At 65.2% G+C, this 24604-nt stretch carries 35 protein-coding genes; all 35 read right to left on the minus strand.

Features of this window, described 5'->3' with window-relative positions; all coding sequences use genetic code 11:
* Positions 1-17 precede the first annotated feature (17 nt).
* The 35 genes from ABE483_RS05135 to ABE483_RS05305 all read right to left on the minus strand — a co-directional run bounded on the left by ABE483_RS05135 (position 18) and on the right by ABE483_RS05305 (position 24602).
* Positions 18-3083 carry a host specificity factor TipJ family phage tail protein gene (locus ABE483_RS05135; protein ID WP_346481235.1) on the minus strand — a complete coding sequence of 1022 codons (3066 nt, stop codon included), beginning with the start codon at positions 3081-3083 and terminating at the stop codon, positions 18-20.
* The gene (locus ABE483_RS05140) at positions 3080-3457 is read right to left on the minus strand and encodes a hypothetical protein (RefSeq protein ID WP_346481236.1); all 378 of its coding nucleotides are present in this window, start codon (positions 3455-3457) and stop codon (positions 3080-3082) included. Before ABE483_RS05140 ends, ABE483_RS05135 begins: the two co-directional genes overlap by 4 nt.
* Positions 3454-3936, minus strand: a complete 483-nt coding sequence (locus ABE483_RS05145; RefSeq protein WP_346481237.1) for a DUF1833 family protein — start codon at positions 3934-3936, stop codon at positions 3454-3456. Before ABE483_RS05145 ends, ABE483_RS05140 begins: the two co-directional genes overlap by 4 nt.
* Positions 3933-4391, minus strand: a complete 459-nt coding sequence (locus ABE483_RS05150; RefSeq protein WP_346481238.1) for a hypothetical protein — start codon at positions 4389-4391, stop codon at positions 3933-3935. The genes ABE483_RS05145 and ABE483_RS05150 overlap by 4 nt, the downstream gene beginning before the upstream one ends.
* A complete protein-coding gene (locus ABE483_RS05155) occupies positions 4391-6988 on the minus strand; it encodes a phage tail tape measure protein (RefSeq protein ID WP_346481239.1) in 2598 nt (865 codons plus the stop codon). Before ABE483_RS05155 ends, ABE483_RS05150 begins: the two co-directional genes overlap by 1 nt.
* 6 nt (positions 6989-6994) lie before the next feature.
* Positions 6995-7261 carry a hypothetical protein gene (locus tag ABE483_RS05160; RefSeq protein WP_266084474.1) on the minus strand — a complete coding sequence of 89 codons (267 nt, stop codon included), beginning with the start codon at positions 7259-7261 and terminating at the stop codon, positions 6995-6997.
* Between the two features lie 29 nt (positions 7262-7290).
* Positions 7291-7644 (minus strand): phage tail assembly chaperone family protein, TAC, encoded by a 354-nt coding sequence (locus tag ABE483_RS05165; protein ID WP_346481240.1) that lies wholly within the window; start codon positions 7642-7644, stop codon positions 7291-7293.
* A gap of 62 nt (positions 7645-7706) precedes the next feature.
* Positions 7707-8423, minus strand: coding sequence for a phage tail tube protein (locus ABE483_RS05170; protein ID WP_346481241.1), 717 nt, complete (start codon positions 8421-8423; stop codon positions 7707-7709).
* Between the two features lie 70 nt (positions 8424-8493).
* Positions 8494-8859 carry a DUF3168 domain-containing protein gene (locus ABE483_RS05175; protein WP_346481242.1) on the minus strand — a complete coding sequence of 122 codons (366 nt, stop codon included), beginning with the start codon at positions 8857-8859 and terminating at the stop codon, positions 8494-8496.
* Positions 8856-9392, minus strand: a complete 537-nt coding sequence (locus ABE483_RS05180; protein WP_346481243.1) for an HK97-gp10 family putative phage morphogenesis protein — start codon at positions 9390-9392, stop codon at positions 8856-8858. Before ABE483_RS05180 ends, ABE483_RS05175 begins: the two co-directional genes overlap by 4 nt.
* A complete protein-coding gene (locus ABE483_RS05185; RefSeq protein WP_216636695.1) occupies positions 9385-9720 on the minus strand; it encodes a phage head closure protein in 336 nt (111 codons plus the stop codon). The genes ABE483_RS05180 and ABE483_RS05185 overlap by 8 nt, the downstream gene beginning before the upstream one ends.
* Positions 9717-9920, minus strand: a complete 204-nt coding sequence (locus tag ABE483_RS05190) for a hypothetical protein (RefSeq protein WP_346481244.1) — start codon at positions 9918-9920, stop codon at positions 9717-9719. Before ABE483_RS05190 ends, ABE483_RS05185 begins: the two co-directional genes overlap by 4 nt.
* Positions 9921-9980: 60 nt before the next feature.
* Positions 9981-10376 carry a hypothetical protein gene (locus tag ABE483_RS05195; RefSeq protein ID WP_346481245.1) on the minus strand — a complete coding sequence of 132 codons (396 nt, stop codon included), beginning with the start codon at positions 10374-10376 and terminating at the stop codon, positions 9981-9983.
* The gene (locus ABE483_RS05200) at positions 10369-11235 is read right to left on the minus strand and encodes a hypothetical protein (protein WP_346481246.1); all 867 of its coding nucleotides are present in this window, start codon (positions 11233-11235) and stop codon (positions 10369-10371) included. Before ABE483_RS05200 ends, ABE483_RS05195 begins: the two co-directional genes overlap by 8 nt.
* Positions 11228-12661 (minus strand): phage portal protein, encoded by a 1434-nt coding sequence (locus ABE483_RS05205; RefSeq protein ID WP_346481247.1) that lies wholly within the window; start codon positions 12659-12661, stop codon positions 11228-11230. Before ABE483_RS05205 ends, ABE483_RS05200 begins: the two co-directional genes overlap by 8 nt.
* Entirely contained in the window at positions 12658-12975 is a 318-nt protein-coding gene (locus tag ABE483_RS05210) for a hypothetical protein (protein WP_346481248.1), read from the minus strand. The genes ABE483_RS05205 and ABE483_RS05210 overlap by 4 nt, the downstream gene beginning before the upstream one ends.
* Positions 12976-13037: 62 nt before the next feature.
* Positions 13038-14483, minus strand: a complete 1446-nt coding sequence (locus tag ABE483_RS05215; protein ID WP_346481249.1) for a phage major capsid protein — start codon at positions 14481-14483, stop codon at positions 13038-13040.
* Positions 14484-14589: 106 nt separating this feature from the next.
* Positions 14590-15162, minus strand: a complete 573-nt coding sequence (locus tag ABE483_RS05220) for an HK97 family phage prohead protease (RefSeq protein ID WP_346481250.1) — start codon at positions 15160-15162, stop codon at positions 14590-14592.
* Positions 15159-16913: a terminase TerL endonuclease subunit gene (locus tag ABE483_RS05225; RefSeq protein ID WP_346481251.1), complete on the minus strand. Its 1755-nt coding sequence runs from the start codon at positions 16911-16913 to the stop codon at positions 15159-15161. Before ABE483_RS05225 ends, ABE483_RS05220 begins: the two co-directional genes overlap by 4 nt.
* Positions 16843-17271, minus strand: a complete 429-nt coding sequence (locus ABE483_RS05230; protein WP_266084487.1) for a hypothetical protein — start codon at positions 17269-17271, stop codon at positions 16843-16845. Before ABE483_RS05230 ends, ABE483_RS05225 begins: the two co-directional genes overlap by 71 nt.
* Before the next feature lie 459 nt (positions 17272-17730).
* Positions 17731-17976 carry a hypothetical protein gene (locus tag ABE483_RS05235; protein ID WP_346481252.1) on the minus strand — a complete coding sequence of 82 codons (246 nt, stop codon included), beginning with the start codon at positions 17974-17976 and terminating at the stop codon, positions 17731-17733.
* Complete coding sequence (locus ABE483_RS05240; RefSeq protein ID WP_346481253.1) at positions 17942-18166, minus strand: hypothetical protein; 225 nt, start codon at positions 18164-18166, stop codon at positions 17942-17944. Before ABE483_RS05240 ends, ABE483_RS05235 begins: the two co-directional genes overlap by 35 nt.
* Positions 18159-18638 carry a lysis system i-spanin subunit Rz gene (locus tag ABE483_RS05245; RefSeq protein ID WP_346481254.1) on the minus strand — a complete coding sequence of 160 codons (480 nt, stop codon included), beginning with the start codon at positions 18636-18638 and terminating at the stop codon, positions 18159-18161. Before ABE483_RS05245 ends, ABE483_RS05240 begins: the two co-directional genes overlap by 8 nt.
* On the minus strand, positions 18638-18955 hold the full coding sequence (locus ABE483_RS05250) for a hypothetical protein (RefSeq protein WP_070427046.1): 318 nt from the start codon (positions 18953-18955) through the stop codon (positions 18638-18640). The genes ABE483_RS05245 and ABE483_RS05250 overlap by 1 nt, the downstream gene beginning before the upstream one ends.
* On the minus strand, positions 18952-19440 hold the full coding sequence (locus tag ABE483_RS05255) for a glycoside hydrolase family 104 protein (RefSeq protein WP_346481255.1): 489 nt from the start codon (positions 19438-19440) through the stop codon (positions 18952-18954). Before ABE483_RS05255 ends, ABE483_RS05250 begins: the two co-directional genes overlap by 4 nt.
* Before the next feature lie 163 nt (positions 19441-19603).
* A complete protein-coding gene (locus ABE483_RS05260) occupies positions 19604-20149 on the minus strand; it encodes a YfbU family protein (RefSeq protein ID WP_346481256.1) in 546 nt (181 codons plus the stop codon).
* A gap of 63 nt (positions 20150-20212) precedes the next feature.
* A complete protein-coding gene (locus ABE483_RS05265; RefSeq protein WP_346481257.1) occupies positions 20213-20908 on the minus strand; it encodes a hypothetical protein in 696 nt (231 codons plus the stop codon).
* Positions 20892-21296, minus strand: coding sequence for a hypothetical protein (locus ABE483_RS05270; protein ID WP_346481258.1), 405 nt, complete (start codon positions 21294-21296; stop codon positions 20892-20894). The genes ABE483_RS05265 and ABE483_RS05270 overlap by 17 nt, the downstream gene beginning before the upstream one ends.
* Positions 21293-21724 carry a phosphohydrolase gene (locus tag ABE483_RS05275; RefSeq protein ID WP_346481259.1) on the minus strand — a complete coding sequence of 144 codons (432 nt, stop codon included), beginning with the start codon at positions 21722-21724 and terminating at the stop codon, positions 21293-21295. Before ABE483_RS05275 ends, ABE483_RS05270 begins: the two co-directional genes overlap by 4 nt.
* Complete coding sequence (locus tag ABE483_RS05280) at positions 21721-22221, minus strand: hypothetical protein (protein WP_346481260.1); 501 nt, start codon at positions 22219-22221, stop codon at positions 21721-21723. The genes ABE483_RS05275 and ABE483_RS05280 overlap by 4 nt, the downstream gene beginning before the upstream one ends.
* Positions 22218-22583 carry a Ref family recombination enhancement nuclease gene (locus ABE483_RS05285; RefSeq protein ID WP_346481261.1) on the minus strand — a complete coding sequence of 122 codons (366 nt, stop codon included), beginning with the start codon at positions 22581-22583 and terminating at the stop codon, positions 22218-22220. Before ABE483_RS05285 ends, ABE483_RS05280 begins: the two co-directional genes overlap by 4 nt.
* Positions 22583-22819 carry a hypothetical protein gene (locus ABE483_RS05290; protein WP_346481262.1) on the minus strand — a complete coding sequence of 79 codons (237 nt, stop codon included), beginning with the start codon at positions 22817-22819 and terminating at the stop codon, positions 22583-22585. The genes ABE483_RS05285 and ABE483_RS05290 overlap by 1 nt, the downstream gene beginning before the upstream one ends.
* The gene (locus ABE483_RS05295; RefSeq protein ID WP_346481263.1) at positions 22812-23069 is read right to left on the minus strand and encodes a hypothetical protein; all 258 of its coding nucleotides are present in this window, start codon (positions 23067-23069) and stop codon (positions 22812-22814) included. The genes ABE483_RS05290 and ABE483_RS05295 overlap by 8 nt, the downstream gene beginning before the upstream one ends.
* Positions 23069-23722, minus strand: a complete 654-nt coding sequence (locus ABE483_RS05300; RefSeq protein ID WP_346481264.1) for a hypothetical protein — start codon at positions 23720-23722, stop codon at positions 23069-23071. Before ABE483_RS05300 ends, ABE483_RS05295 begins: the two co-directional genes overlap by 1 nt.
* The gene (locus ABE483_RS05305) at positions 23712-24602 is read right to left on the minus strand and encodes a helix-turn-helix domain-containing protein (RefSeq protein ID WP_346481265.1); all 891 of its coding nucleotides are present in this window, start codon (positions 24600-24602) and stop codon (positions 23712-23714) included. Before ABE483_RS05305 ends, ABE483_RS05300 begins: the two co-directional genes overlap by 11 nt.
* Between the last annotated feature and the right edge of the window lie 2 nt (positions 24603-24604).

The following is a 24604-nucleotide window of genomic DNA, read 5'->3' on the forward strand; positions in this document are numbered from 1 at the left end:
GTGCGTCTCCGGTGGTGCTACGGCGCGGTCGCGTCGTCGTATTGGTAGAAGGCGGGGTCGTACTGCAGGGCGGCCAGCTCGACAGAGCCGTCTTCGCCTGGCGTGAGCTCGGCCAGCACGGCGTCATATCCAGCGCGCGTGCTGTCGCAGAAGATCAGCTCGGGGGGATCGATGGTCGGGTCGTCCATGATCCAGGTGTTGAAAGCGTGCTCTCCCGGCAGCGCCGAGGCGGCGATGGTGAGGCGGTGGTCGTCGACCCGGGTGGGCACGATCACGCTGGAGAGCGTCCCGTCCTGGAACCGAATCAGGCACCGCGGTGCCGCCAAGGTCCAATCCAGATACTCGCCCACCTCGATCAGCACCCGCGTGCCGTCCAGGCGCGCCGATTCGATCATGCCGCTGGTGGTGCTGGATCCGGGGATATCGTCGAACAGCTTCACCCGGTCGCCGTACTGGTAGACCAGACCCATCATCTCGGTCTTGGTCGTGTAGGTAAGCCGCTGGCCCTGGTGCTTCATGAGACGCCGCATGCCGATCCGGTAGGCGCGATCGCGCGTGCCCACGCCCTGTAGCTCGAAGGTCTCCACCTTCCACGGCGTGTCGCCGCCCGGCAGCCGGCATTCCACCGTCTCGGCCGCCCACGTCACCTCGTCGATGTAGGTCACGTCCACGCCGTCGAAGTCATCCGGCCCCGGTGAGGTGAACGCCGTGGTCAACGGCTCCAGCTGCCGTTGCGGTGAGATGCCACCGCGCCAGGCCTTGATTCCCTCGCGGCCGGCCGAGCACATGGAGTCGATCAGCAGGAAGTACCCCATGCCCGCCTGGGCAGCCATCTGCAGCAGGTCGAGGGCGCTGGTGCCCGACTTCTCCGCGCTGAAGTCGAAGAACTCCCCGCGCGGCGTCCAGTAGGTGTTCTCCAGGTGGGTCAGCGTATCGGTGTCGATCTGGTCGGCCGGCAGACCCAGTGAGCGCATCACGTGGGTCATCGCCCCGCTGATGCTGCGGGCGGTGCCGTCGTCATACAGCCGGGTCGCCTCGACGTTGAACCGGCGGTCCGTCTGCGCCGCCAGCTTGGTGCCGGTGGTCACCGTCAGGCCGATTGTCGTCAGGTCATCGTAGCGCGTCGGCCGCTGCGGCAGTCGCGCGCGCAGGCCCTGCCAGAAGCAGGCATCGCGCGCCGAGTTGCCGCCGCGCTCGGTCACCCGGCGCACGCGCACTTCGATCTGTCCCGGAGTGCCCAGCGTGATGCGCTCGGTGAAGCCCAGCGAATCCTCGGAGGTGGCGGTGTAGCTGTGGGTACGCACTGACCAAGGGTCGCCCGACCCATAGACACGCCACGCCACCCGCACGGTGACGGTGAATGTGCGCTTGTTGCCCTTGTCGGTGTACCAGATCAGGCCGCCCGGGAAGTTGAAGTCGTACTCGAAGGCGTCGGTGGTCTCTCCGTTGGGGCATACCAGGAACGGCCCAAGCCATTCTTCGCTCTCCTGCAGACCCGTCGCCCGGTAGTCGGTTGCGGTCCGTGAGGTCCAGCCCGGCCAGCTGGTATCGACCACGCCGCCCTCGGTCAGCCGCTGGACCACCAGGGTGAGGCCGGAAACGGCAGTGATGCGGTACTCGCTCTGGCCGCGCGACATGGCCAGCGAGACGCTGCCCGGGGGCAGCCCGCCGAAGGCAGTGCCGCCCGGGCCGTCATAGGCCAGCGTCACGCGGGGCAACGTTGCCGGGGTGCCACCGGTAGTGGCCACACCCGACGTGGCCGCCGGGCTGGGGCCGAACACCGCCGCCGGCAGTCCGCTGAAGGTGATGCTTCCGCCGGCATACGGGCTGGCCGCCTCGGCGATGGTGACCACCCCGCCCGACTGCGTCGCTACCAGGCCGCTGTCCACCAGCTGATCGTTGATCGCGGTGAGCAGCACGCCCAGGGTGATGTAGTTGGCCACCAGCGCCACGCTGTAGCTGGTGCCGCGCCAGCCGATGGCGAAGGTGACCGGCGTGCCGCTGAAGTCGAAACCGGTGGCCGCCGCCGAGCCAGTGACCCGCGCGGGGCTCCCGCCTACACCTGGAACGGCGGGCGAACCGGGCGCATAGCTCGCCACGAACAAGCCATAGTCGGCGCCGTTGTAGGTCAGTAGCACCGGCATGCCCACATACGGTGCCAGATCGGCTACCGCGCTACCGGCGATGACGGAATAGAGGCCGCTGGTGGTCGCGGTAAACGTCGCCGCTACCTTCAGCGTCAGCACGGCGCCGACGGTCCAGGACGCCGGCACGGACGTGGCCGGCCGCTCCTTGCCGTTCGCATCGGTGACCGTCGCGTTGTTCAGCGTCAGCACGTTGCCCGACACGGTCACCGAATCGGCGTTGAGGCTGGTGGCCACGTCCGCCGTGTCGCTCAGGTCCAGGCCGGCAGTGCCCGAGGCGGTGGCGCCGACCTCGGTCGAGTTGACCCAATTCTCGGAGCGCACGTCGCCGCCCACGTCGGCGCCCGGCGGGTAGATGGTCATCTCCACGTCGCTGCCGAAGGAACTGATCGGGGTGTTGCCCAGCCGAGCGGAGCCGAACGGGATCACATGCCTCCCTTTGCCCACGCACACGAACATCTGCGTGCGGTAGGTCTTGCCGCCGACAAAGCGCGACACCGGCTGCACCAGATAGTCGGCCCAGACCCGGCACCGCCCCAGGACCTCCCGTACGGGGCTGCCAAGGCGCGCGGAGTTCGCCCGGGCGGTATCCAGGCTGAGCGTGTCGCCCTGCCCGTACCGGCTGCCCGAGGGCATGGTGGCAACCATGTAGATCGCGTAGGCAGCCATGACGGCCACCACGACCCAGTAAACGACCGCGGCGGCGCCTTCGTAGTAGGGGATCGGGTAGATTCGCACGTCGCTATCGGCTTCGATCCACGTAGAAGCCCACGCGTCCGCCGGCACTGCAGCGCCGCTCACCTCGACCTCGATCGGGTGGGGCCCCTCGCTCGCGTAGCTCGGCACGTTGGAACGCAGCCACCCATCGATCGTGGTCCTGCCGTGGCGATGGGTCTCCAGCGCCTCGCCCGGCATGCGTGAGGGGAAAATCCGGATCACGCGTAGTACTCCACCCGATTGAAACGGCACTCGAAGCGGGCGACCGGCAGCACGGTGACGTTGCGGCCGTCGTTGCACTCCAGCGCGCACATGCGGCCCTCGACCTCCACGAGCACCGCCACGTGGGTGACCACGCTGCCCTGATAGCAGAACGCAACCGCGCCTTCCACGAGGTCGCTGCCGGCGTGCTGCAGAGCAGCCTCGTTCGCCAGTTCAGCCAGGTCAGCGCGCGTCGCACCCGGGTACTCGTCCCATGGCGCGAGGCCAAGGTCACGGCGCACCTCGTTGACGACGCCGTAGCAATCCAGCTCCGGGAACTTGCGGCCGCCGCTGACCCAGACCACGTCCAGGTACTTTTCCAGATCGATGTTCATGTGATGTAGCGCAGCCCTGGGTGCTTGGTGAGATTGAAGCGATCGCGCGGCCAGGCCGTGGCGAGGATGTTCATGAAGCCGGCGGTCACCTGGACCTCGGTTGCGGTCCACTGTCCGCCCTTGATCACCATCGACAACGGCTTCTTGGCCGGCGCCAGCAGGTCATTGCTCAGGTAAGCCCGTAGGGTGACGGTCATTTCGAGCCGAGCCGCCAGCGCCGCCCGGATCTCGGTGCTCACCACCCCATCGATGTTGGTCAGTGCGAAGCGGAGGTCTTGGACCCCATCGGCGTTGCGGGAGGGCTTGGCCACATCCATGCCGCAGGCTTTGAAGGTCACCGTCTGCCCTGTCTCCAGCACCGCTGTGATGTCCTCCCAGCCCTTGGTGAGGTAGTGGGTCTTGCTGCCGACCGCGATCGCCAGGGTTTCGTGCTCCACCTCCGCGCCGCCGGAGGCGTATAGCCGTTCAAGAATGCTCATGGCCTGGGCCACTCCCTGTTTGCAGCCAAGTCGATGACGTTGGCCTGCAGGAATCCTTCGGGATACTCAGACCAGCCGTCTGCCAGCAGCGGCCGGCTGTAGATCTCGAGCGGTGCCGTGATCAGCCACAGGTTGCTGTTTGTCAGCGTCGGGCCGTCGTAGATATCGGTGAACCGGCTCTTGTAATAGTCCATCCCCAGTGGGCTGCGCAGCCGACACGCGAACCAGGCGACGCCGTCGCTCAGCCCTTCTTGGAACCACTTCTCGAACAGCGCGGCCTGCCCATCGTCCAGAAGCCAGCGAGCTTCGACCTCCGTGGGTGTCGCCGTGTACGCCCGCCGCGGCATCGATCGGCCACTGACAAACGTGGACCGCTTCAGCGGCGAGACGTGGCGCAGGCCGTAGCCCTCGCGTAGCGGCTCTGGTAGCCACTGAGGTTGCATGATCAGTGCCATTACCGAACCTTCATTCCGACGTTGTGTGTTCCGCGCATGGTTCGGGAGATTCCTGTTCCGCGAGCCATGTCGCTTTTGACCCTGTCGTAGCCCATCTGGGCACCATCGAGAGCGGCTTTCCTGACGAGCTCAAGGGTGCGGTTGTCAGGGTTGCCGTTGATCTGAATCTCTTGGGTGATTGGTGGCCCCGAGAATCCGCCGTTGGAATCGCGGTTCACCCGCTCCAAAGTGGCGTCCAGCTTCGCGCTGGTCGCCGCCGTGGTGACTCGCTCGCCCTTCTGCAGTAGCCAGGTTCCCGTCTCCGGCACAGCATCGATACCGTCATGCGCCATGCCGGACAGCCCGGACGATGCGGCCACCGCAGCAACATAGGGCGCGGTGGCCGCGAGGGCTGCGGCGGCCGCTGCCGGCGCAGCGATGGGGCCGGTGATCGGGATCGCAGCGGTGGAAGCGTAGGCTGCGATTGCCGCCTGGGCCGACATGGCCACTGCGTTACCGGTCAAAGCAGCAGTGGACGACTGGCTCGTGGCCTCGCCGACAAGCTTCTGGGTTGCCTGGTACACCAGCCACTGCGCAGCCATGCGCGACAGCGTGTCGATTACCGTCTCGCCCATGGACACGACGAGGTTTTTCACCGATTCGCTCAGGGACTCGTTGCCCTTCACGAGATCGGCGATGCTCTCGGCCACGTCGCCGGTAGTGGTGTCGAGGAAGCCCGTGACCGCGTCGTAGGCCTGCTGGTTGGCGTCTGCGGCCTTGGTGGCATAGTCAGCCCAGGCATCACCCATGCCGGCCTGCCAGTCGCCCCTGAGCTCGTCCAGCTTCCGGTAGTGATCCTCCTGCATCCGGAGCCGCTCATCCAGCGCAGACTGAAGACTCTGGGTCTCCGTCTTGTACAGGCTCTCAGTGATGTCGCCGGACTGGTACTGCTCGAACAGCGCTTGCCGCTGTTTCTGGTAGTCGGCCTCAATCTGAAGAAGGTCTCGGGCGCGCTCTCTGGCCTGTGCGCCCTCGCCCGCTCCCACAAATTCAACCGCGAGGGCGTCGCGCGCGTTATCCAGTGCTGCCTGTGCGTTCCGTGCGAATTCGGCAGACTTGGCGGCTTCCTCGTTGGCCAGCTTCACTGCAGCGAGGCGATCGAGCGTGCTTGCCAGCCCTCGCAGCCGTTCCTTTTCCTGGTCGTTGAGACCCTTCAGAGCGCCCTCGGCCAAGTCGAAGTTCAGCTTCTGGAGTTCAGTGGCCTTGCCTGACTTATCGGTACTGGTATCGAACAGCTCGATCTGGCGCTTCAGCTCGAGACCGGCGGCTGCATAGGCACGCTGCAGCTGCTTGTAGGCTTCTGCCCGCTTCTTGGCGCTCTCAGCATCGGCCGCCGCGGCTGTGGCCGCCTTTCGAGCTGCCTCAGCCGCGGCTTCAGGTGTTCCCGCCGTGGTGTCCACCGTGGCAGTGATGCCCTTGAAGTTCTCAGCGAGGTAGCGGCTCGTCAGCTCTCGCTGAATATCCAAGCGCTGCTGGGTCAGGCCGTTGATTCTCTTGAGGCGCTCTTCTTCCTGGGCACCGGTGAGCGGCAGCCCCAGGAAACCGGAGGTCGTCTTCTGTTCGAGCTTCAGCCGCTCAGTCAGCGTGGCAATCTGCTGGTTCAGCGCCCCTTCGCTCGCGTCTTTCAGCGCCCCGCCGGCATCAAGCCGTGACAGATCACGGGTCTTGGCGATGAACTCGACAAGCGAGCCAGTGAGCCGCAGAAAGTTGCCGGTGGTATCTACTGCATAGGAGATGAGCTTGTCGAACCCATCCTTGGTGCGCGGATCATTGAGTGCCGTGGTCAGCTCGTTCACAGCGGTGGTGGCGCTACCGAGACTTCCATCCTTTGCCGTCGTGAGGTCGTCTAGAGCGTGACGCAGCGCCTTCAGTGCGCCGCCGAAGGTGTCACGGGCGGCCTGGGCGGCACCTCCGTAGGACTCTTCCAGGATCTCCAGAATCATCACTTGGGCCTCGCCTTCCTTGCCGGCCTTCACCAGCTCGTCGATGGTGCCACGCACCTCCTTCGTGAAGGCCGCACCGAAACCCGACTGCGCCAGTGCCGCCGCGGCCTTGCCCGGCGACTCCAGCGCGCGGCCAATGGTCTCCGCTGACTGACTCACGCTGATGCCCAGGCGAGCCGACTGATCGATGATGGCCTGCATCGCGCGGGGGATGTTGGTTCCCAATACGCCAGAGTAGGACAGCAGTCGCGTCTGAGCCTCGACTATCTCGCCACCGCTGAACGTGGACTTGGACGCAAGGGTGTCCGCCATATCCAGCAGCTGCTGGCGGGTGTATCCAGCGGCGCCGCCGGTCGATTTGATGATCGCATCGAGCTGGGCAACTTCTTGCTCGGCGGCCGCGCTGTTGGTGATCACCTTGGCGATGCCGGCCGCCAGGCCGGCTACCCCCGCAGCGATTGCCGTGCCCAGGGCAACGCCGGCCATCTTCGCCTGCTTTTCTACATTCTTGCGCCACTTCTCCGTCTGGCGCTCCGACTTGTCCAAGCCGGAGGCAAAGCCGCCGATCTCGGCAATGACGTCGATGGTCAGCGTGCCGAGAGAACGTCGTGACATGTGCAGTTATCCCCAGCTCGCCATCGCCTCATCAAGGCCGATCGGCTCCGCTTTCTGGTATCGAAGGAAGTCAGTTACTTGGAATGCCGGGGCTGACGGCTTGCGCTTGCTGTTGGCGAACAGGCTGGCCAGCAGGCCAGCGTTCCAATCGGCGCGCATCATCGGGTTCAAGCCTCCGTGGCGTTCCCGGTATGCAGCCCAGAGCCTCACCTCGCGAGCGCTGAGGCGTTCCTTCGCCACAGCAATGGTTTCGCCGCCGATGCCGTTAAGCACCAGCTCGCACCAGAACTCGTCTTCCGGTGTTAGCTCGTAGCTTTTCCCAGCGAGTTCACCTCGCCGATGGCGCTCAGCAGCGCCAGGGTCAGGGCGCCATCCAGCGCGCCGCGGTCCGCATCCGACGCACCGGTGATGTCACCTACGGTGAAGACGGGCTTTCCCTGCTCATCGCAGATGGAGGCCGCGATACGGCCGGCCACGCTGTCCTGGCGCCCGCCTGCGGCGAGCACGTCGGAGATGGCGGACTGGAAGCCCAGCGGCCGCACGAACACCGTGGCGGTGAACTCCTGCTCGCCCTGGCGCCAGCTGATCTCCTTCTCGACCGGGCGGCCGGTGAAGGCGCCGGCCTGCAGCAGGCCAGCGATCGAAAGGGATACCACCTTGCTCCTCGGGACGGACGCCGGCGGCGCCGCCCGCTTCCGGCCCTGGGGCTTCGCTGCGGTCACGGGGTCACCACCTTACGGACCCAGACGCCGGCGCCAGAGCGCTGCAGGCTCGCAGCGGTGGAAACCACAGCGTTGGCCTGGAAGTCGAAGGGAAAGTCGGCGACGTAGCCGAGGAACGTGTACCAGGTCCTACCCTCGGGCAGCACCATCTCCGGCTCGCTGTTGCGCTGGGCCGTTGCCGCCGCACCGGTGCCGGCACCGCCGTTGAAGGCCACCGTCGGCACACTCGTGTAGCCGGTGCCCGGATTGGTGATGGAGACCCCGATCACCGAGCCGCTGTCCACGATGGCGGTTGCCGTGGCGCCGCTGCCGCCGCCGCCCGTCAGGGTCACGGTCGGCGCGCTGGTATAGCCAGTGCCGCCGCTGGTGACGTTGACGCCGCTGATGGAGCCGCCCGGCGCCAGCGTGGGGGCGATGTCCACGCCATCAGACCAGCCGATAGCCCACTGGATCTTCTCGTCGGAATCGTCCTCACCGAGCTGCCACATCAGATAGTGACTCTCGTTGCGCGGATCTGCGTTGATCGTGACCGAAGCCTGCCCAGGCGTGCGCAGGCCCTTCTTGTAGGACCGTGCCTTGGTCTCGGACAGGCAGGTGTCTTCGATCTGGTCCGCGGGGTTCGCGCCGGGGTTGAAGTTGGTGATGCACTCGATCTCGCGGATCTGGCCATTGATCAGGCCGTACAGCTGGGTGCCTTGCGTCAGCATGCTCATGAATGTCTCCCTGCGGGCATAAAAAAACCCCGCAGTGCGGGGCGTGGGTGGGTGAAACGGACGAACGTCTTCAGCGCGGCACGAGCCAGTCCACGTCAAACGAGTAGCGGTACAGCTTGGTTTCGGGGTCTTTCACCTGGTCACCCCAGCGGGTCACGTAGGCCTGTCCCTCGATCGCGTCGCGGATAGCCCGCGTCGCCGGCAGCAGCGAGACCGGGTCGTCGCTGTAGACGTCGATCTGCAGCGAGTACCCGTCCACGTCAGGGCGGTCGCCCAGGTACTGAGCCGGTTCTCCGCCGATGGTCTGCCAGACGACGTAGGGCCGCGCCGGCGGCTTCTCTACCAGTCCGAACGGATAGACCCGTGTCGGGTTGCTGCCAAACAGAGCCAGCACCGCGGCGTTGGCGATGCAGGCCTGGAAAATTGGGGCGATCATTTCTTTGCCGCCTTTGACTGCTTGGCAAGTGCGCGGTCGAGCGCGCGGTTGAACTCGAGCGCGAAGGTATCTACCGCCTTCTGTCCGGCCTGCTCGGCCACCGGCCGCAGGAATGGGCGGGCGGCCACCTTGGCCGTGCCCAGCTCCACGTGGCGCCAGTACCAGGTGTCGCCGCCGGGATTGCTGGAGCTGCCCTCCGTTGCATAGGTCTGGCCAGTGCGACGCTTGCGGTGGTTCTCACGGGTGTTGCCGTACTGCCTGGCACCGCCGAGCACACCCAGCCGGAAGGCCAGCTGCCCGTCGCGCTTGAACGCTCGGCCGTCCCAGCGCAGATCGATGTTCTTCCAGATCTCCTCGCCCGTCTCATGGTCGTCCAGGCGGCGGGCGTTGCTCTGCGCCTGAGCACGCAGGACGCCGGTCGCCTTCCGCAGCGCGGCGCGACCGCCCTTGGCATTGGCCTCGTTCTTCAGCTGGGCCATCTTCGCCTTCACGCCGTCCAGGCCACTGACGTCGAACCGGATGTTGTCAGCCATCGTTGACGCCTTCGCTGCATGGCAGCGTCATGTATTCCAGCCCGCTGACCGGGTCGGCCAGCACGCCGTGGACGTTGTAGACCTGCCCCCTGTGGATGATGCGACTCTTGTCGGTGACGCCAGCACGGTGCCGGATGGTAATGCGGGCGGTCACCTCGCTGTCGATAGCTTGGGCGGCCACGAACTCGCGGACGGACGCCGGAACCACTTCGGCGAACACCGTAGCCAGATCGGCCCACGTCGTGATGGGTGCGCCGGATCCGGGATCCTGGCTCTCCACGGGGTTCTGTATCAGCACCCGGTGGCGAAGGCGGCCGGCGGCAATCACCGCGGCTTCCCGCTCATGTAGGTGCCCGCCTCCGGATCAGCCTCGACGTCCTCACTCTGGCAGATGTAGTCCATCAGCCGGTTGGTCGCCTCCGCGTTCTCCGCCAACGCCTGGGCGAGAGCCATCATCGCCTCGGCCTGCGCCAGTTGGGCTGCTGCCGATGCCTTCAGTGCTTCCGAAAGCTCGTTTTGCTCGTTCATTGGCAATCCCCATCCATTTCTCTATCCACGCCCGGCGGCGCATACACCCTTGGCACGGCATCAGGCGACCGTAGTCCTGCGAAGGGGAGCAAGTTGTGCTGTGGCTGCCTTCGACAGGACGTACCCGTGCCCAGCGTCCGCCGGAACCACGTTTTCGCCCTCGCCTTCCCGATAGCGGTACTGCGAAGCCAGCTCCAGCAGCGTGGCCGCAATCACGGCCGGCTGCAGGATGGGCAGGCCATCGCCGTCCAAAACAGGGAGCGGGACGCCGGAACCGTCCCTGACAACATCTCCGCTGCTATCTCGCTGCAGCACGTACAAACGCCACTCCTGCTTCAGCCATGCCGCAACGGAGGACGACACGGCCGGAATCCATAAAGCAAGCCAGCGCTCGTCTGCATCGCTGTCGAGGCGCAGCTGCTCGCGCGCGTCAGCTTCGGTGACGAACTTAAACATTTCCGGCCCCCAGCTTCACCGGCCCGGCCGGCACCTTGACGCTCTTCCCGTCCTTACCGTCCCGGCCTTTACGAGCCGCGAGGATCCAGTCCTCCGAGTTCTCCAGGCACGGCCTCGAGGCGTTGTCACGCTTGGCAATCCACAGCGCTCCATCGTGGGTGATCGACTGGCCCGCCTTCATTCCCATGCCATCGCGATGGAAGCCCCGGTGCACCATGTATGGAAGCACCAGCTCAGCGCGGCGATCACCGGCGCCCAAGGTGATCACAAAACCGCGCTCTGCGTCATATACGCCAGCCGCCGATTCGAAGCTGAGGCCGTCCCGGCCATCCTCGCCAACGACTTTGCCCAGCCTGACGGCTTCGCCTTTGGTGGTGGTGATCACCAGGTCCCCGCCGCGATCGATCATTGCCCCCGCTATACCCACACCATCAGCACCCGCCTGTGGCGGGTTGGCAGCGAGATGCTTGGCGACCTGAGCTGCCAGCTGCTCGTCGGTCACTTGCGGCGCGTCCTGGCCGTCCTTCGGCACAGGCAGTGCGGCGACAGCGGCCTTGACCGCCGTATCGATTGCCGCCGGGTCCGCATCGCGTCCGTGCTGCACCGGATTGGCTTCGAAGTGCTTCGAAACTGCCTCGGTCGTGGCCACATCCAGCAAGGTGATCAACCGCGGCGAGCCCAGAAGCTTGTTGACCACCAGGTCAGCCAGGCTTTCCACGTCCACCGGATCCGCGTCCTTGCCGTTTTCACCCTTCTGCAGAGGCCGCGCTTTCAGCTCTTCCAGCTCCAGCCGCAGCGCGGCTGTGGCCTCTCGGATCAGCGCGCCGATGTGCTTGCCGAACTCCTTGGGGTCAGTCATTGCGGAACACCTCGGCTCGTGCGGCCTCGAGGGCCCTCAACATGAAGATCTCCTGGGCCAGCGCGCGGCGTTCCTCGCTGTCGTCAGGCGGCGGATCGACCACCTCCGGATCCGGATCCGGGTCTTGCGCCGCGGTGGGCGGCAGCTTGTTGTTCCGGATTTCGGAGATGGGGAAGTCCTGCTGCTGCTTGTAGATCGTGTCGCCGCCCTCGATTGGTGGCAGGCCGAACACCTTGCGCCCCTCGTTGGTGGTCTTGATATCGCCGTCGACCAGCGTGCTTTCCACCTGCGCCTGCTTGCCGACATCCATGCGCAGGAGCGGTTCCAGGTCCAGCTCGATGCCGCGCGGGCGGCTAATGCCGAGACCCTCGTCCAGCAGGTTTTCCATCGCTTCGATGTGGGCCTGCAGAGCATCGGAGTAGTACATCTGGTTCACTTCGTCCGGCTTCGTGCCGGCGGGAACGCTGCCGATGCCCACCTTGAAGGGAGGAATGCCGAACGGCTGGCACACCTGCTCGTCCGAATACCGCATCTGCTCAACCAGCTGCGAGTCGGCAGCCTTGAAGGCAAAGGAGGTGAACTTCATGTCGGCGCCTACCACCGCGACGTTGCCGGCATTGGATCCCTTGAACTCGGTGTTCCAGTACTCCTTCACCAGCTGCGCGTCCTCATCGGACATCCCCGCCGGCGCGGTCAGGATGCCGCCCGGGTTGGCGCCGTTGGAGAAGAACGTGGTCGAGTCCTTCAGAATCTTGAGGTTCTTGACCGCCGCCCAGTTCGCCGCGCACAGCGGCGGCACGCCGATCAGCTGGTGGTGGAAGCAGTTCATGCGGTCGTGGATGATCTCGCTGGCCGGGATGACCAGCTGGTCGCCGGGGTAGTCCTCCGGCAGCAGGTTGTTTCCGAAGCCGTAGTTCACCTGGTAGTAAACGTCGCCGCTGTCAGAGACCATCGGCTGCACGCGGTTCGGGTCGAGCACCCACAGACGCGTGACCACGTTCCGCTCGTCGCGGCCTTTCAGGACGTACGTGTTGCCCTGGGTCAGCTTCGACAGCATCCACGATTCACGAAACTGCTGGGCCGTCTGGTAAGGGTTCGGCTTGCGCAGCACAGGCCAGTAGGCGATGTTTGCGGTGTCCACTCGCCAGATGCCGTCGGCGCCTTCGATCTTCAGCACGAACGGCAGCTTGCCGATATCGCTGTTGATCCGGTTCAGGCAGGCGTACAGCGTCGGATAGGTCAGCACGGACTCGGGCCGCTCTTCCTTGTTCCGCTGCCAGGCGCCGGTGAACGGCTCGCGCACCAGCGGCTGCCAGCCATCTCGCCCCGGGCCAGCAGCTACCGGAGACAGCGATTTCAGGTAGTCGGTGCCGAACTTGCGCACGCCGGCCTCGGTGGCCAGCTCACGGGGCGAGAAACCAGTCATTCGGATGCGTCCTTGTCAGACGCGGGCGTGCTTGCATCCTTCTTCGGCATTGCCTTCTTCGCAGCCTTCTTCGGTGCCTGTTTGGCTGCGGCCTGCGCTGCTGCCTTGGTCGCTTCAGCTGCATCACGCTTCGACTGGGCTGCGGCGCGCTTTGCTTCGAGCGCATGACTGTCCGGCTGTGCCGACGGCGGTGCGACGGCAGACTGCGCCTGCATGTCGCGACGCTGGTAGCCGAAGCGCTGCACCAGCATGTCGGCCACACGCGTGTGGACCCGCGCGACCTTGCCGCGCTTTTCGATCTCGACCTTGCTCATGGGAACTTCACTGATGCCGTAGGAGGCGGGACCGAAGCCCCGCCTGTTTCTGCCGCTGGCTATCAGCCACCGGCGCCCGGGTCAGCCACATCACCCCAGGTCACGCCGGTCAGATACGCCACGCCCGATGCGCGACGACGCTGCCAGTTGATGTAACGCTCCGCACGGAATGCGGTGCTGTTCGTCTGGAACATCGACACCATGGAGGTGGCGGTGCCGGCGGCAGAGTTGTTGGTCGGGTTGTCCAGCATCTGCAGCGAGGCTTCCTGCGAGGCATCCACGGTGACCTGGCCATCGTCAGCAAGCCAGATGTCACGCGCATTCACCAGCACGACCACGCCTGCCGGGATGTAGTCGGACACGATCACCGGTACGCCCATGAAGGTGCCGCCATTCATGGTCAGGCCCGGGAACTCGGACTGACCCAGCGGGTTCTGCATGAGGCTGACCGCCAGCGCCGTGGTGCTGTCCATGAGATACACCGCGCTGCGCGGCGGGTTGCGGGCGGCAATGAACGGGGCCCACAGGCGCTTGACGTCGTTGCGAATGGCGTCGGCATCCGAGCCGCTGGACGCAACCGCAGTGGCACCGTTGGTGATCGATGCAGGCGACACGTTCGCAACAGCGGCCTTCGCCGGATCGATGAAGTCGATGTCGAGGCGCTCGTTGACTGCTGCGGCCAGAGCGTCGCGAACCAGGCGCTCTGCCGACGGGCTGGAGAAGCGGATCAACTCGTTGGTCAGCACCGAAATGGCTGCGACCTTGGCCCAGCGCAGTTCGACCGCATTGAAGTCGAACGCCGTCAGCGGCTTGGGATTGCCTTCACCCACCCAGTTCGCGCTGCCGCCACTGGTCTGGCCGCCGATGCGGACATTGAAGGGGATCGGGTTGAGACCGGGCACGCCGCCTTGGCCAAACTGGCCGATGATCGACTGCGGACGCTGGAACTCGACGAAGTCGCCGGCGAAGGTCTGGTAATCCACCAGCGGCGAGGCGAAGGTCGCATCCAGGGTCGTGCCGGCCTCGACAACGGCCTTCATGATGTTGCCCAGGTCCGCACCTTCGGCCTGCGCCTTCAAGGTGTTTACGACGCGTTCGCTTTCCGGATAGTGCTTCTCGGCCAGGCGGAAGGCCAGCTCCGGGTTTCCCTTCGCCTTCAGCTGGCACATGGCGTAGCGAGCGAACTCGATACCCTTTTCCAGCTTCTGCGTGTTCTTGACCTGCACCGCGTCCAGGGCGCGGCCGCCAACGTTGGCCGAGCCATGATCCTTGATGATCTGCGCGGCCGGCACCGCAGACTTGGCCTGCACGGCTTGCAGGCGAGTCAGGCGATCGATGTCACCGTCCAGCGCTTTGATCTGGACATCCAGGTCGTCGAACTCTTCCTGCTCGGCGGTGTTGAACGAACGGCCTTCGTCCATCGACTTCTGGGCGATCTCGCCCAGCTTCTTCTGGTGCGCTTCACGGGTCGCGCGGAGCGCTTCCAGCTGTTCTGCAATGGTCTTCATTGGTAATTCCTTGATGGCGCAGCCATTCGGCCCGGGTTCCACGCCGGGCAGTGCCTGCAATATTGGGAGGCGGGTTCCACCCCGCAGGGCCGCATGGCCCGGTGCTTCAGTGCAGCAACTTCACTGCGCCGCCGGCCGGTCGCTCGACCCGGACCGCCTGGCGCTGGATGAGGGGCACGCCGTAGTTCACCGAGCGGCGTCCGCCGGCGGTGTCCATGGCCTTGATGGTCTGGATGGTCGCCGCGGCGTTGGCCGGGATGGTGACCAGGGACAGCTCGTAGATCTCGGTTTCGGTGAACCGGATGCCGCCGCCGTCCATGTAGCTGTACTCCAGCGCGCGGAAGCCGATGGAGACCCCGCGCACCAGCTTTTCCTTTACCGACTGCCAGGCGAGGTCGCACAGGTCCTTCAGCGCGCCGGGCGTGGTGATGTTGGCGACACTGGCCTCGAACGGGATGCCCTTGGCTGTCGGCTTGCCGAACTTGACGATGCCGACCGGGCTATCGTGGCGGTGCTGCCACAGCAGCGGCAGCTCAGAGGCGAACTTTGCCCCCAGCGGCTCGACAATATCGCCGTAGCGATCCGCCTCCGGGGTGGTCGCCCAGCCGGTGATGATGCGTTGGTCGTCGTCGTAGGACTTGACCTCCAACACGCTGTAAGCGCGATTCTCGTTATTCATCGGTTTCCACCCAGGGTCATTAGGACGAGCTTCTTCTTGGGTTCTTCGGCGACCGGAATACTGATACCGACGGCCATCAGTAATGCAGTCATGTCGTCGATCTTGTCCGGAGAGCGGCGCTTGTCCGGAGCCATATTCAGATTCACGTCCTGACGGGCGATCAAGTTGGCTGCACACCAGGCGAGCACAGGGTCACCGTCGTGCACTAGGCGCTTGCCTATATAGGCGCGCTCCAGCTCAGTCATCGCCGGGTGATACGACTTCGGTCCCTGGATGAACTCGACCAGTGGAACCTCCGCCGCCACCAATCTGCTGACCATCTCCGTAGCGTTCCACCGATCGAAGGCCAGCGACTGCAGGTTGAATTTCTCCCGAACGTCGAGAATTGCCCTTTCGATCACCGCGTAATCGGTGACCTCGCCCTCGGTCTGTTCTATAAAGCCAGCTGCCACCCAGCCGGCGTAAGGAACAGTGCCCCGCTCGGTCCGCTGCATCACAGCCGATTCCGGAACCCATCGACGGCCCCACGTGATGATCTTGTCGTCCACCCTCCACACCAGCCGTAGCGATGTGAGATCTCGTGTGCTCGCCAGATCGAGGCCACCCCAGCAAGGCGCATCTCTCAGCGCGTCAAGGTCCACCTCTCCAGAGCACGCATTCCACTTGGGCAACAGGATGAAGCCGTTGGCCGCGGCTGCCGGCCGGTTCAGCCTCTTGATCTGGAACTCCGCGAGCTTCGAAGGCATTGCCTTCGCCTCGACGGACTCCTTGCGAATCGCCGCCAGCAAATGGGGGTTCACGTCCATCAACGGGTTGGCTTTGTGCCATGCCTTCTCGTCGAAGTCCGGGTCATCCTTGTCGACGGCGAAGAAGATCGCCAGGAAGTGATCCGCCGTCTCGCCGAACACCCCCTCGAGCAACTGGGTCGCGAACTGCCGAATCTCTGACCATGGCCCAGGGTTCGCGTATCCCTCTGTGGTCGTGAAGAGCCACAAGGGGTTACGCCTGGCGCCGGCAGCCGACTGTAGAACGTTCAGCAGGTCCGGCGTCTTATGAGCATGGATCTCATCCAGCCCGACATGGGAGGGATTCAACCCGTCCTGCGTGCTGGCCTTTGCATTGATCGGCTTGAACGTTGCTCCGGTCTCGACCCGGCTGATCGCGTTGGCCCAGCATTCGAGCCCGTAGGCATCGCGCAGGTCCGCCATCTTCTCCGCCATCCGTTTGGCGACATTGAAAATGATGCGAGCCTGGCTGCCGGTGGTCGCCGCCGAGATAACCTGCGCGCCCTCTTCGTCCTCGCAGCACTGGCAGTACAGAAGAATCGCCGCTGAGAGCGTGGACTTGGCGTTCTTGCGCGCGACGGCGAATAGCGCCGACGTGAAGCGCCGGGTGCCATCAGCCTTTCGGAACCCGAACAACTGGACAACGAACCACACGTGAGACGGGTGCAACCGAATCTCCGGCGTGTCCCACTTGCCCTCAACGTGCGGCAGAAGCTCGATCCACCCACAAGCATGGTTCGCATGTTCCCGGGAGAACCAGAACGGCGCGCCCTTCTTCTTCGCGCGCTTCAGGTCTTCCAGAAACCGCTTAGCCGCCAGCTTGATCAGCCGCCCAAATCGGCCGGACCTATCTGAAGAAGCAGCTCGCGCATACGCGATCGCTACGTCAACGTAATCACTTGGCGGCGTGGGCTCTCGGCTTGCCGAGCGCGGTGAACGCGTTCCCGGGCTTTTCCGCGTCGCCATTCGGCCTCACTTTTCCTTGCGCTGCCGGCGTAAGGCCGAAGTCGTTCATCAAGCCCCGGAGCTGGGCGACCATGGATGCGACTGGCGCCTCGCCGGCGGCGTACAGCTGCACTGTCTTTCCGTGCAGGGCGCAGAGCTGGCCCAAGGCGGATAGTCCGGCCTCGGTCAGCAGCTTGTTTGCGTGGAGGATCGGCGCGAGCCGATCCCATTCTTTGATGGCGTGGGCATTCGGCAGCCAGTCCGGCGCCCTCGGAATGTCCGAAACCAGCGGCAGTTCAGCCACCTCGGTCGGCGCACGGTCAGGCCTGTCGGTCCCGGCAACCACCTTCAGCGCTGTGGGCTTGCGGGGGCGGGCCATGTTTGGGTCTCAAAAACTGAATTTTTCGAATTGACGGTGCAATAAAACGGCTGGGCAGACGGTGTCCGGTGACATCGCCTCAGATATTTCCCCCCTCCCCCCCTGGGGTGGTGGGCTTGGCGCCGCGCGGGCGCGCGCCGAAACGCGAACGAGTTACGCCGCGCGCCGCCTCAGCCCTGGTCTTCACTTCATGGCAGTCGCCGCATATGGCCTGCAGGTTGGACTCGCCGTCGTCTCCACCCTCTGCCTGCGGCACGATGTGATCGACCTCCACCGCTAGCGTCACGCGGCCATCCAGCTGGCACGGCTGGCAGCGGTACTTGTCTCGGACCATGACGGCTTCACGCTTCCGGCGCCACGGCCTTCCTCCGCGCCCCTGTCCATACCTGTTCGCCTCTTGCGCTTCATGAATTGGCGCGAGGTTCGGCAGTGGCTTATGGCTGGATGGAAAGCCTGGCATCAGATGAACTCCACCTCGACCTTGCCGCGCCTGGTCCTCTCGATGAACCGCTTGCCGTGCTTGTGGACCCGAGCTGGCATGTCGTGGACGCGGACGATCCCCTTATGGGTGTCGGCGTAAACCACCTTATCCACCTCCTTGCCGTTGACCGTCACGCGCCGCAGCCCCCGACCATCGGACCAGGTGTGGATGTGGGACGACACGACCATGTCACGCAGCGCTTCGACCAGTGGCGCTTCCGCCATGGCTCAGGTAGGCCTTGAGCGTGGCCGCTGAAACCTCACCATAGGTCGGCTCCCTGCCATCGATTCGATCGCGAAGATGCGCAAGTGCGGTAGCCGTGGTACTGGTGAAGGTCTCCGGGTGGTTCACGTAATCGTCCATCCACGCATTGAACGCGCGGGCCAGTGCGTCGTCGCTCAGCTGGTCATTCATCGTTCGTCTCCTTGAAGGTTCTGTCGGCGGTGATTACTGCTTGGCAGGCTCGGAGCTGGTCGTCAGCGTCTCGACCGATTCGAACAACTCGGCCCGCAAACTCTTCTCGGCGCTGGGTGGCCGCATCACGTTCGAGGGTGCCGGCTGCGGCTTGGGACAGGAGGCCGGTGTGGCACGCGGCGAGGTCGTTGCGCAGGCGGAGAGCACCAGAGCGCAGGTCAGCCACAACAGCATCAGCGACGGCCGGGGCCGCAGCGCGGTCATCTTCATGCTTCGCTCCGATAGTGGCCATGGTGTCGGCCTGGCTATGCTCGATTGCACGAGCTTCGTTCACTTGATCGACAACCGCCTCTGCGCCTTTCGCCCGCTGGTCAGATTCGGCCACGTTCGCGCGGTCGCCGCGCCAGGACCAGCCCGCCCAGAAGGAAAAGGCTATCGCCACGGCGGCGAGCAGGGCATAGAGACGGATCATCAGGGCATCTCCGGCGGGATCACCGCGCCTACTTGGCGCATGGCCGACTCCAACGACATAACCCGCAGCCTCAGTCGGTGGGCCTCTTCCTGCGCCGTCATGCGCAACTTAATTTCCTCGGCCAGCTGCAGCGTGGTCGCCGCCTGGGATTCCTCCAGCGACTTCACTCGCTGCACCAAGCCGTTCAACAGGTCGACGTTGGCGTCCGTCTCGGTCCGCTCTTTACGGCGGGAGAGCAGCGCCCCCCACGTTTCCCTTGCCACCCAGAACGCGGCGAGACCGCCGGCCATCCACCACGGGACGGTTTCCTCGGTCATGACACGACCACGCCGCCGGCTTTGCGGTAGGCCGCCAGCAGGTCATCCAGCTTCCGCTCGTGCTGCCCGTACCCGGCGCCCGGCAGGCTCGCCCAGATGTTGCGGACGAAGCTGATCGCCTTGACGACATGGCCAGCCTTGATCAGGTCCAACGCCCGCCGCTCCCTGATCTGCTGGATAGCGATCAGATCCTGGCTGATCGGAGAAAAGTCCGGCAGCCCCAGCAGACGGCGATACGCGTCGTAGTACCGCGACAGCAGCTGGTAGCGACCGGCCGCCGTGGACTTGATGCCCAGCCTGGGCAGCGGCACCAGTTCGCGAGGGTGGTCGGCATAGCCGGTGAACAGCCTGCCACCCACGATCACGTCATAGCCGTGATCCTTGGTGGGCTGCTTGCCGTTGTCGGTGCCCTCTGACCAGGCCAGCATGTCCAGGAACGCCACGACGTTCACGCCGCCTGCTTGTTGGGGAGTGATGCGAGCCATGGGCTTTCTCTGTCAGGGCGCCCGCCCCGCCGCCGGCTGGGCGCAAGGGTTGATCCGGTCTGGGAAGCGGGCAAAGAAAAAGCCCCGGTGGTTGGCCGGGGCTGGGTCGTGCGCGATGGTAGGGAATCTACCCTCAAAACTGCGGGAGTGTCACTCCCGCACTTCAGTCGAGCTGAGCTCGCCGCGCACGACCTGCCACTTCGATGAGCTGGTCAGCAGAGAGCAGCCCGCCTGGATTCGCCGACTGATGGTCAGACACCGCTTCCAAGATGGCTCTGTATCTGTGCAACGTGGGGTGGTGAGAATTTACGGCCAACGCGGCGAACTCAGGCCAGCGCCCTGCCTCCTGCGTAATCAAGGCCGCTGCGCTGTAGTGGTCGGATTCATTGTTCCCATCGAATCCATCGAAAGTGAGAACGTGACGACTACTGCCGCTTTGCGCTCGCTCGCGATCCGCGTCCGATAGATTCTCCAGGCTGCGATAGATGATGCGGAAGGCCTGCAAGATATGCCGGGTCTCCACCACGAAGTCAGGCGCGCTACTCCCGTCCTGATCCAACCACGGGTACTTCTCAAGAATGGCCCATTCGTCACCAGCCACAGCCACCCGCTGAATGAACTCTGGATCAACCTCACTCTGAACCTTCAGCGCTCTTTGCACGCCACTCAACATATAGACGATCAGACGCTGCTCATCAGTGAACTTCATGTTTCCTCCGTGAATAGCGAGCCATATCGGCCCGCTTTCCCAGAGTCTACCTTGCCGCCTCGGTCAGGCAGCCCGGCTCAGAGCATTCGACAGCGCCCAACACGCCTCCTGCTCCGACTCGATCATCTGCTGCAGGAGCCACTCGTAGACTCCGCGCCATTTGGCCCGATAGGTAGACTCATCGCGCCCGATGGCAGCTGCACGCCGGCGGTCGCTTACCGCGCCCAGTCCTGACCCGCTGCAGACCTTGCAGACCACCCGAAGATCCCCGACCGTCGTTTCGCCGCGCCCCTCGCAGGTAAGGCAATGCGGCCTGGTGGCGATCTCGTTTATCACAGCACCAGCCAGGCTCGGCAGCGACTCCAATGTGCTGATCGGCCAGCACTGCGCCTTGATCTGGCCCAGACGGAGGGCGGCCCGGTCGCGCTCGGCCCGCTGCTCAGCCGTCACCGCCCCGGCCCAGCCCATGCACACCTCGGCCAGGCCCAGCTCCGTGCGCGCGTCAGCCAGGCGGCGCTGCTGCCGGCGCAGCTCAGGGGTCACCAGGGCGATCACCGCGTCCCGCAGCTTGTGCCGGCGCAGGGCCGCGCCGTCCGGCCACCAGCAGGCCTCCAACAGCTCCCGGCCCAGCCCGGCAGGAACCATGCCCAGCGCAGCCGCAATGTCCTGGTTGGTGAGGTCGGGCGTCCCGCCGCGGCCGGTGTCGAATTTGACGGTGGACGGACCCAGACGGGCCATCAGCTCACGGACGTTTGCCATCTTCACTCCCCAGTTGATCGTTGAGATTTCCCGCACCGGTAATGCGCACCACCACCTGCCCGCCTTTTCTGCGCTCTTCGTGCACCATGTGCCGGGTGATGAACACCTTGTCGTCGATCCCCAGGACCTGAGCAATACCGTCCCGGTAGGGCTTGAATCGCCTCAACATGTTGTCGTCATCGGGCAGTGCCTTGTGGGGCTGTTGATAAAAGTCCAGCCACAGGAACAGCCGGCCCGGCGGCAGCGGAAGTCCCTTCCAACCTGCCTGGAACGCCAGCAGCGCGCCGGTTTGCCTCGCCATGGCAGTCGCGGCGGCCTTCTTGCTCCAGTGGAGCCGCACGTTCGGCGACAGATCCTTGCTCGGCCAGGGCAGCACCAGCTCGATCATGCGGCCCCCAGTGCAGCGCGCGCCTTTGCATACTTCGTGCGCAGCCGATCGGCCGTCGCTGGGTCCAGCAGAGCCAGGCGTGCCTCGTCGCTGTTGTCGGCGATGTCTGCCAGCTTTACCTTGAGCGCCAGCAGGTTCTGCCGAATGTTCCAGTAGTAGAACGCCGGGCTCTTGTTCACGCCGCGCGTCAGATCGAACACAGCCTCCACCACGGCCTGCGGGAACAGCATGACGTTGGCCGAGAAGGCTGGCTGATCCTCCAGTACGTCATGGAGCCACGCGACCGCCTCAGCCTCGTCGTCGCCCTCGACTGCCGCCGCAACCCGCGCGACGTGCTCGATGTAAGGCCGGCCAGCCTTGTCCACCTGCCCAGCGTGCGCTTCCTGCGCGAGCCAGCGAGCCTCGTTGACGAAGGGACAGTCGCTCATGCCGCACGCTCCATCTGCTCCCAGTGCGCCGTCAGGCGCTGCACCCGGCCGCCCCGCGCCAGGAACTGCTCAATCGTCTCCACCGGCGGCGTGGCCTTCACCGCACTTGGTGCCGGCGTATTCGCGGCTTGCATCCCCACGCGTGCAGCGCGCGACCGCTTGGGGGCTGCTACAGCCTGCTGCTGCGGCCGGCGGCCAGACCTGGCACGACCCGCATCCTTCTCGCGCTGGCGCTCTTTCCGCTCGGCGTCGGTCAGCACCACTCGCCGCATCCCCTGCCCAGTCAGCTCATACACAGGTCCGATCTTGGTCTCCGTGCGCGCAATGAATCCCGCGCCTACGCAGTACCGCACCGCATCGCGGACGGCCCTGCGCTGGTCAATTGTTTCCGCAGCACACCCTTCGCAGATGGCCACCATCGTCCAGGGCGCATCGATCGCGTTCGCGGTCAGCCAAGCACGCACGGCAGCCGGGGTCGGATTGGTTTTGCTGGTCATGCTGCCTGCCTCTGTTCGTTGATGAAGGTCTGTTGGGCGATCAGCTCGTCGTCCGAACCGAATGCCTCGTGAAACTTCTTGGACCAGTGCAGCGGCGGGCCCCACCGGTCCACCATCTGCTGCTGAGTCATGTGCTCGTGCCGGTAGCGCTGGTGATGCCACTGGCACAGCGCGTAGCCGAAGAAGTGGCCGCGCCGGATGTTTCCCGACTTGGCGTGGTTGTATTCGCAGCCGTATACGACTTGGCGCTGAGCCATCAAACCTTGCGAGAACCGCACCAGACAGGCCATACAGGGACCGGTCTTGGCGAGCTCGATTCGCGCGGCCTCGGCCTTCCTCGGCGGTGGCGCGCTGGACCACATCAGCGCGCGCCTCCCCGGCCCTTCTCGTCACGGTCGGCGGCGCGCCAGCCGTGCTGCCATGCCAGAGCCTTGTCGCCGAGCGGCTTTACCTTGCGCGGCTCCAGCTCATCCTGGGTGTCCATCCACACCATGTGCGGGTTGGTGCTCAGCCCGGCACCGTTCAATCGGGCTGAGTACCCAGCATTGATCTCGGCGGCGTACATGCTGCGAGTGCTGAAGGCGGTGAAGTCAGTCACGTGTGGCTCCTTTCGATCGTGTTCTGCGGCGACGCGGGGCGCGCGAGAGTCGCCGCACCTCGGCTTCAATGCGCTTCGCCTCTGCCATGTAGTGCTCGTGGCGCTCTTTTCGGATGACCACGCTGAACTGGTGTTGCTTCAGCGCCTCATCTGCCGAGTCGCGGTAGGCCTGGGCCAGCTTCCGCAGCGCCGGCCCCTGCAGCCGCGGGTCGTGTTCGAAGATGTCGAGCTGGTTGTTGTCCGAGCGCATCAGGCGGCCAGCTCCCGTGCCAGTTCCTCCAAGCGCGCGCGGATATTCGCGTTGGCGCCCGGGGAGGCCTCGACCTTCCCAGCCAACAGGGCCACCGGGTTGAAGGCCGGTGTCGCCGCGGTCAGCTGAAGGTGGTCGCTCACCTGGTCGTGCGCCAGCAGCCCTTTGCTCACGGCATCCGTGAGCGCCGCATTGCGGCTGGTGAGGTCGAAGCCAAGCGACGGGGCGTAGCTGGCCGGCAGGCGTGCAGCGCGCGCCTCCTTCACCAGCCGCGTGTACGTCTCCAAGAAGGCCTGGCGTGCAGCGATCTTGTCGCCCGCCTGGACCAGCGGCAGCGCCGTGTTCCATGCCTGCTGGGTGAGCGTGGTCCAGACCACGGTGTTGCGCTCGTCCGCTGCCTGGATGGCCACCGCCCATGCTTCGTTCGGTGCCGGGTGGCCGTCGTCGATGCGTTCCAGCACCGCGGCGAGGGACAGGCGGCCCTTCAGCTCCCGGCGGCAGCCCGCCAGCGCGCGCTCCAGCTGCGCCAGCGGGTAGCAGGACAGGTCCCCGACCATGTACGCGGCGGCGGTGGGGCGCAGTTGGTCGCCGATCACCTCGGCCGTAACCACCAGCAGCTCAACGAGCCGGTCCTGTTCGTGATCAGCCAGCATTGGCAGCCCTCCCCTGGCGCAGGATGGCCTTCGCTTCGTCTGCCGCACTGACGTTGGACTGCGTCTGGTCCGTCTGGCGCGCGCTCGTCTCGGTCACCTGGCGATTGGTCGCCCACTGGGTGCGGTATGCCTCGCAGCGGGCCAGCAGCAGGCCGAGGTCGTGCATGCCCTGCACCACCAGCCGCTCGTTGACCCGGAGGAACCACTCAGCCACCAGCGGCGCCTCGGCATGGCCCAGGCGCTGGACGATCTGCTTCACGTTGGCGTTGACCTTCGCGTTGCGCACCGGCGTCGCCCCATGGCGGGCCCGGTAGGCGATGGCGTATGCGGTCCACGTAGCCCGGCATGCGGCCTGCAGCTCGGTCTCGGAATCCACCACCGGCGGCGTGCCCGGCAGGGCCGCCGGAGATGACGGTTCATCTGACGGTTCAATGAGGGTTATATGACGGTTAGGCGGCACGGGGCGCACCTCCAGACCTGCGCCCCGTGCCGAACCCCCTGCATCGGGCGCAGCCCCGGGTGCATCGGGCGCACCCCCTGCATCTACTGCACCCCGTGCGCCCGGTGCAGTACCCGATTTCTTGGCCTTGCGCTTGGCCTTTGTGCCAGCCGCCGACGCGTCGAACTTGCTCGGCGTCACCGAATACACGTTGCTGCTGTTAAAGCGCCGCTCACGGCTCAGCAGGCCGACCGCTTCGAGATGATCCATGGCGGTGCGCACTGCTCGCTCAGACATGCAGCAGCGCTTAGCGATCGTGCCGATGGCCGGCCAGCACACGCCATCGTCGTTGGCCTGATCGGCCAGGGAGATGAGCACAGCCTTCTGAGTGACGCTCAGACTTTGTAGCGGCCAGCACTGGCTCATGATGATCGTAGACATGG

Source organism: Stenotrophomonas sp. TWI602 (assembly GCF_039674045.1).
Classification (GTDB): Bacteria; Pseudomonadota; Gammaproteobacteria; order Xanthomonadales; family Xanthomonadaceae; genus Stenotrophomonas.

Excerpts from the sequence above, each read along its gene's own strand:
- ABE483_RS05140 (WP_346481236.1), bottom strand. The coding sequence starts at position 3,457 with ATGAACATCGATCTGGAAAAGTACCTGGACGTGGTCTGGGTCAGCGGC.
- ABE483_RS05145 (WP_346481237.1), bottom strand. The coding sequence starts at position 3,936 with ATGAGCATTCTTGAACGGCTATACGCCTCCGGCGGCGCGGAGGTGGAG.
- ABE483_RS05150 (WP_346481238.1), bottom strand. The coding sequence starts at position 4,391 with ATGGCACTGATCATGCAACCTCAGTGGCTACCAGAGCCGCTACGCGAG.
- ABE483_RS05155 (WP_346481239.1), bottom strand. The coding sequence starts at position 6,988 with ATGTCACGACGTTCTCTCGGCACGCTGACCATCGACGTCATTGCCGAG.
- ABE483_RS05170 (WP_346481241.1), bottom strand. The coding sequence starts at position 8,423 with ATGAGCATGCTGACGCAAGGCACCCAGCTGTACGGCCTGATCAATGGC.
- ABE483_RS05175 (WP_346481242.1), bottom strand. The coding sequence starts at position 8,859 with ATGATCGCCCCAATTTTCCAGGCCTGCATCGCCAACGCCGCGGTGCTG.
- ABE483_RS05180 (WP_346481243.1), bottom strand. The coding sequence starts at position 9,392 with ATGGCTGACAACATCCGGTTCGACGTCAGTGGCCTGGACGGCGTGAAG.
- ABE483_RS05190 (WP_346481244.1), bottom strand. The coding sequence starts at position 9,920 with ATGAACGAGCAAAACGAGCTTTCGGAAGCACTGAAGGCATCGGCAGCA.
- ABE483_RS05195 (WP_346481245.1), bottom strand. The coding sequence starts at position 10,376 with ATGTTTAAGTTCGTCACCGAAGCTGACGCGCGCGAGCAGCTGCGCCTC.
- ABE483_RS05200 (WP_346481246.1), bottom strand. The coding sequence starts at position 11,235 with ATGACTGACCCCAAGGAGTTCGGCAAGCACATCGGCGCGCTGATCCGA.
- ABE483_RS05205 (WP_346481247.1), bottom strand. The coding sequence starts at position 12,661 with ATGACTGGTTTCTCGCCCCGTGAGCTGGCCACCGAGGCCGGCGTGCGC.
- ABE483_RS05210 (WP_346481248.1), bottom strand. The coding sequence starts at position 12,975 with ATGAGCAAGGTCGAGATCGAAAAGCGCGGCAAGGTCGCGCGGGTCCAC.
- ABE483_RS05215 (WP_346481249.1), bottom strand. The coding sequence starts at position 14,483 with ATGAAGACCATTGCAGAACAGCTGGAAGCGCTCCGCGCGACCCGTGAA.
- ABE483_RS05220 (WP_346481250.1), bottom strand. The coding sequence starts at position 15,162 with ATGAATAACGAGAATCGCGCTTACAGCGTGTTGGAGGTCAAGTCCTAC.
- ABE483_RS05225 (WP_346481251.1), bottom strand. The coding sequence starts at position 16,913 with ATGGCGACGCGGAAAAGCCCGGGAACGCGTTCACCGCGCTCGGCAAGC.
- ABE483_RS05230 (WP_266084487.1), bottom strand. The coding sequence starts at position 17,271 with ATGGCCCGCCCCCGCAAGCCCACAGCGCTGAAGGTGGTTGCCGGGACC.
- ABE483_RS05235 (WP_346481252.1), bottom strand. The coding sequence starts at position 17,976 with ATGGCGGAAGCGCCACTGGTCGAAGCGCTGCGTGACATGGTCGTGTCG.
- ABE483_RS05240 (WP_346481253.1), bottom strand. The coding sequence starts at position 18,166 with ATGAATGACCAGCTGAGCGACGACGCACTGGCCCGCGCGTTCAATGCG.
- ABE483_RS05245 (WP_346481254.1), bottom strand. The coding sequence starts at position 18,638 with ATGATCCGTCTCTATGCCCTGCTCGCCGCCGTGGCGATAGCCTTTTCC.
- ABE483_RS05250 (WP_070427046.1), bottom strand. The coding sequence starts at position 18,955 with ATGACCGAGGAAACCGTCCCGTGGTGGATGGCCGGCGGTCTCGCCGCG.
- ABE483_RS05255 (WP_346481255.1), bottom strand. The coding sequence starts at position 19,440 with ATGGCTCGCATCACTCCCCAACAAGCAGGCGGCGTGAACGTCGTGGCG.
- ABE483_RS05260 (WP_346481256.1), bottom strand. The coding sequence starts at position 20,149 with ATGAAGTTCACTGATGAGCAGCGTCTGATCGTCTATATGTTGAGTGGC.
- ABE483_RS05265 (WP_346481257.1), bottom strand. The coding sequence starts at position 20,908 with ATGGCAAACGTCCGTGAGCTGATGGCCCGTCTGGGTCCGTCCACCGTC.
- ABE483_RS05270 (WP_346481258.1), bottom strand. The coding sequence starts at position 21,296 with ATGATCGAGCTGGTGCTGCCCTGGCCGAGCAAGGATCTGTCGCCGAAC.
- ABE483_RS05275 (WP_346481259.1), bottom strand. The coding sequence starts at position 21,724 with ATGAGCGACTGTCCCTTCGTCAACGAGGCTCGCTGGCTCGCGCAGGAA.
- ABE483_RS05280 (WP_346481260.1), bottom strand. The coding sequence starts at position 22,221 with ATGACCAGCAAAACCAATCCGACCCCGGCTGCCGTGCGTGCTTGGCTG.
- ABE483_RS05285 (WP_346481261.1), bottom strand. The coding sequence starts at position 22,583 with ATGTGGTCCAGCGCGCCACCGCCGAGGAAGGCCGAGGCCGCGCGAATC.
- ABE483_RS05295 (WP_346481263.1), bottom strand. The coding sequence starts at position 23,069 with ATGCGCTCGGACAACAACCAGCTCGACATCTTCGAACACGACCCGCGG.
- ABE483_RS05300 (WP_346481264.1), bottom strand. The coding sequence starts at position 23,722 with ATGCTGGCTGATCACGAACAGGACCGGCTCGTTGAGCTGCTGGTGGTT.
- ABE483_RS05305 (WP_346481265.1), bottom strand. The coding sequence starts at position 24,602 with ATGTCTACGATCATCATGAGCCAGTGCTGGCCGCTACAAAGTCTGAGC.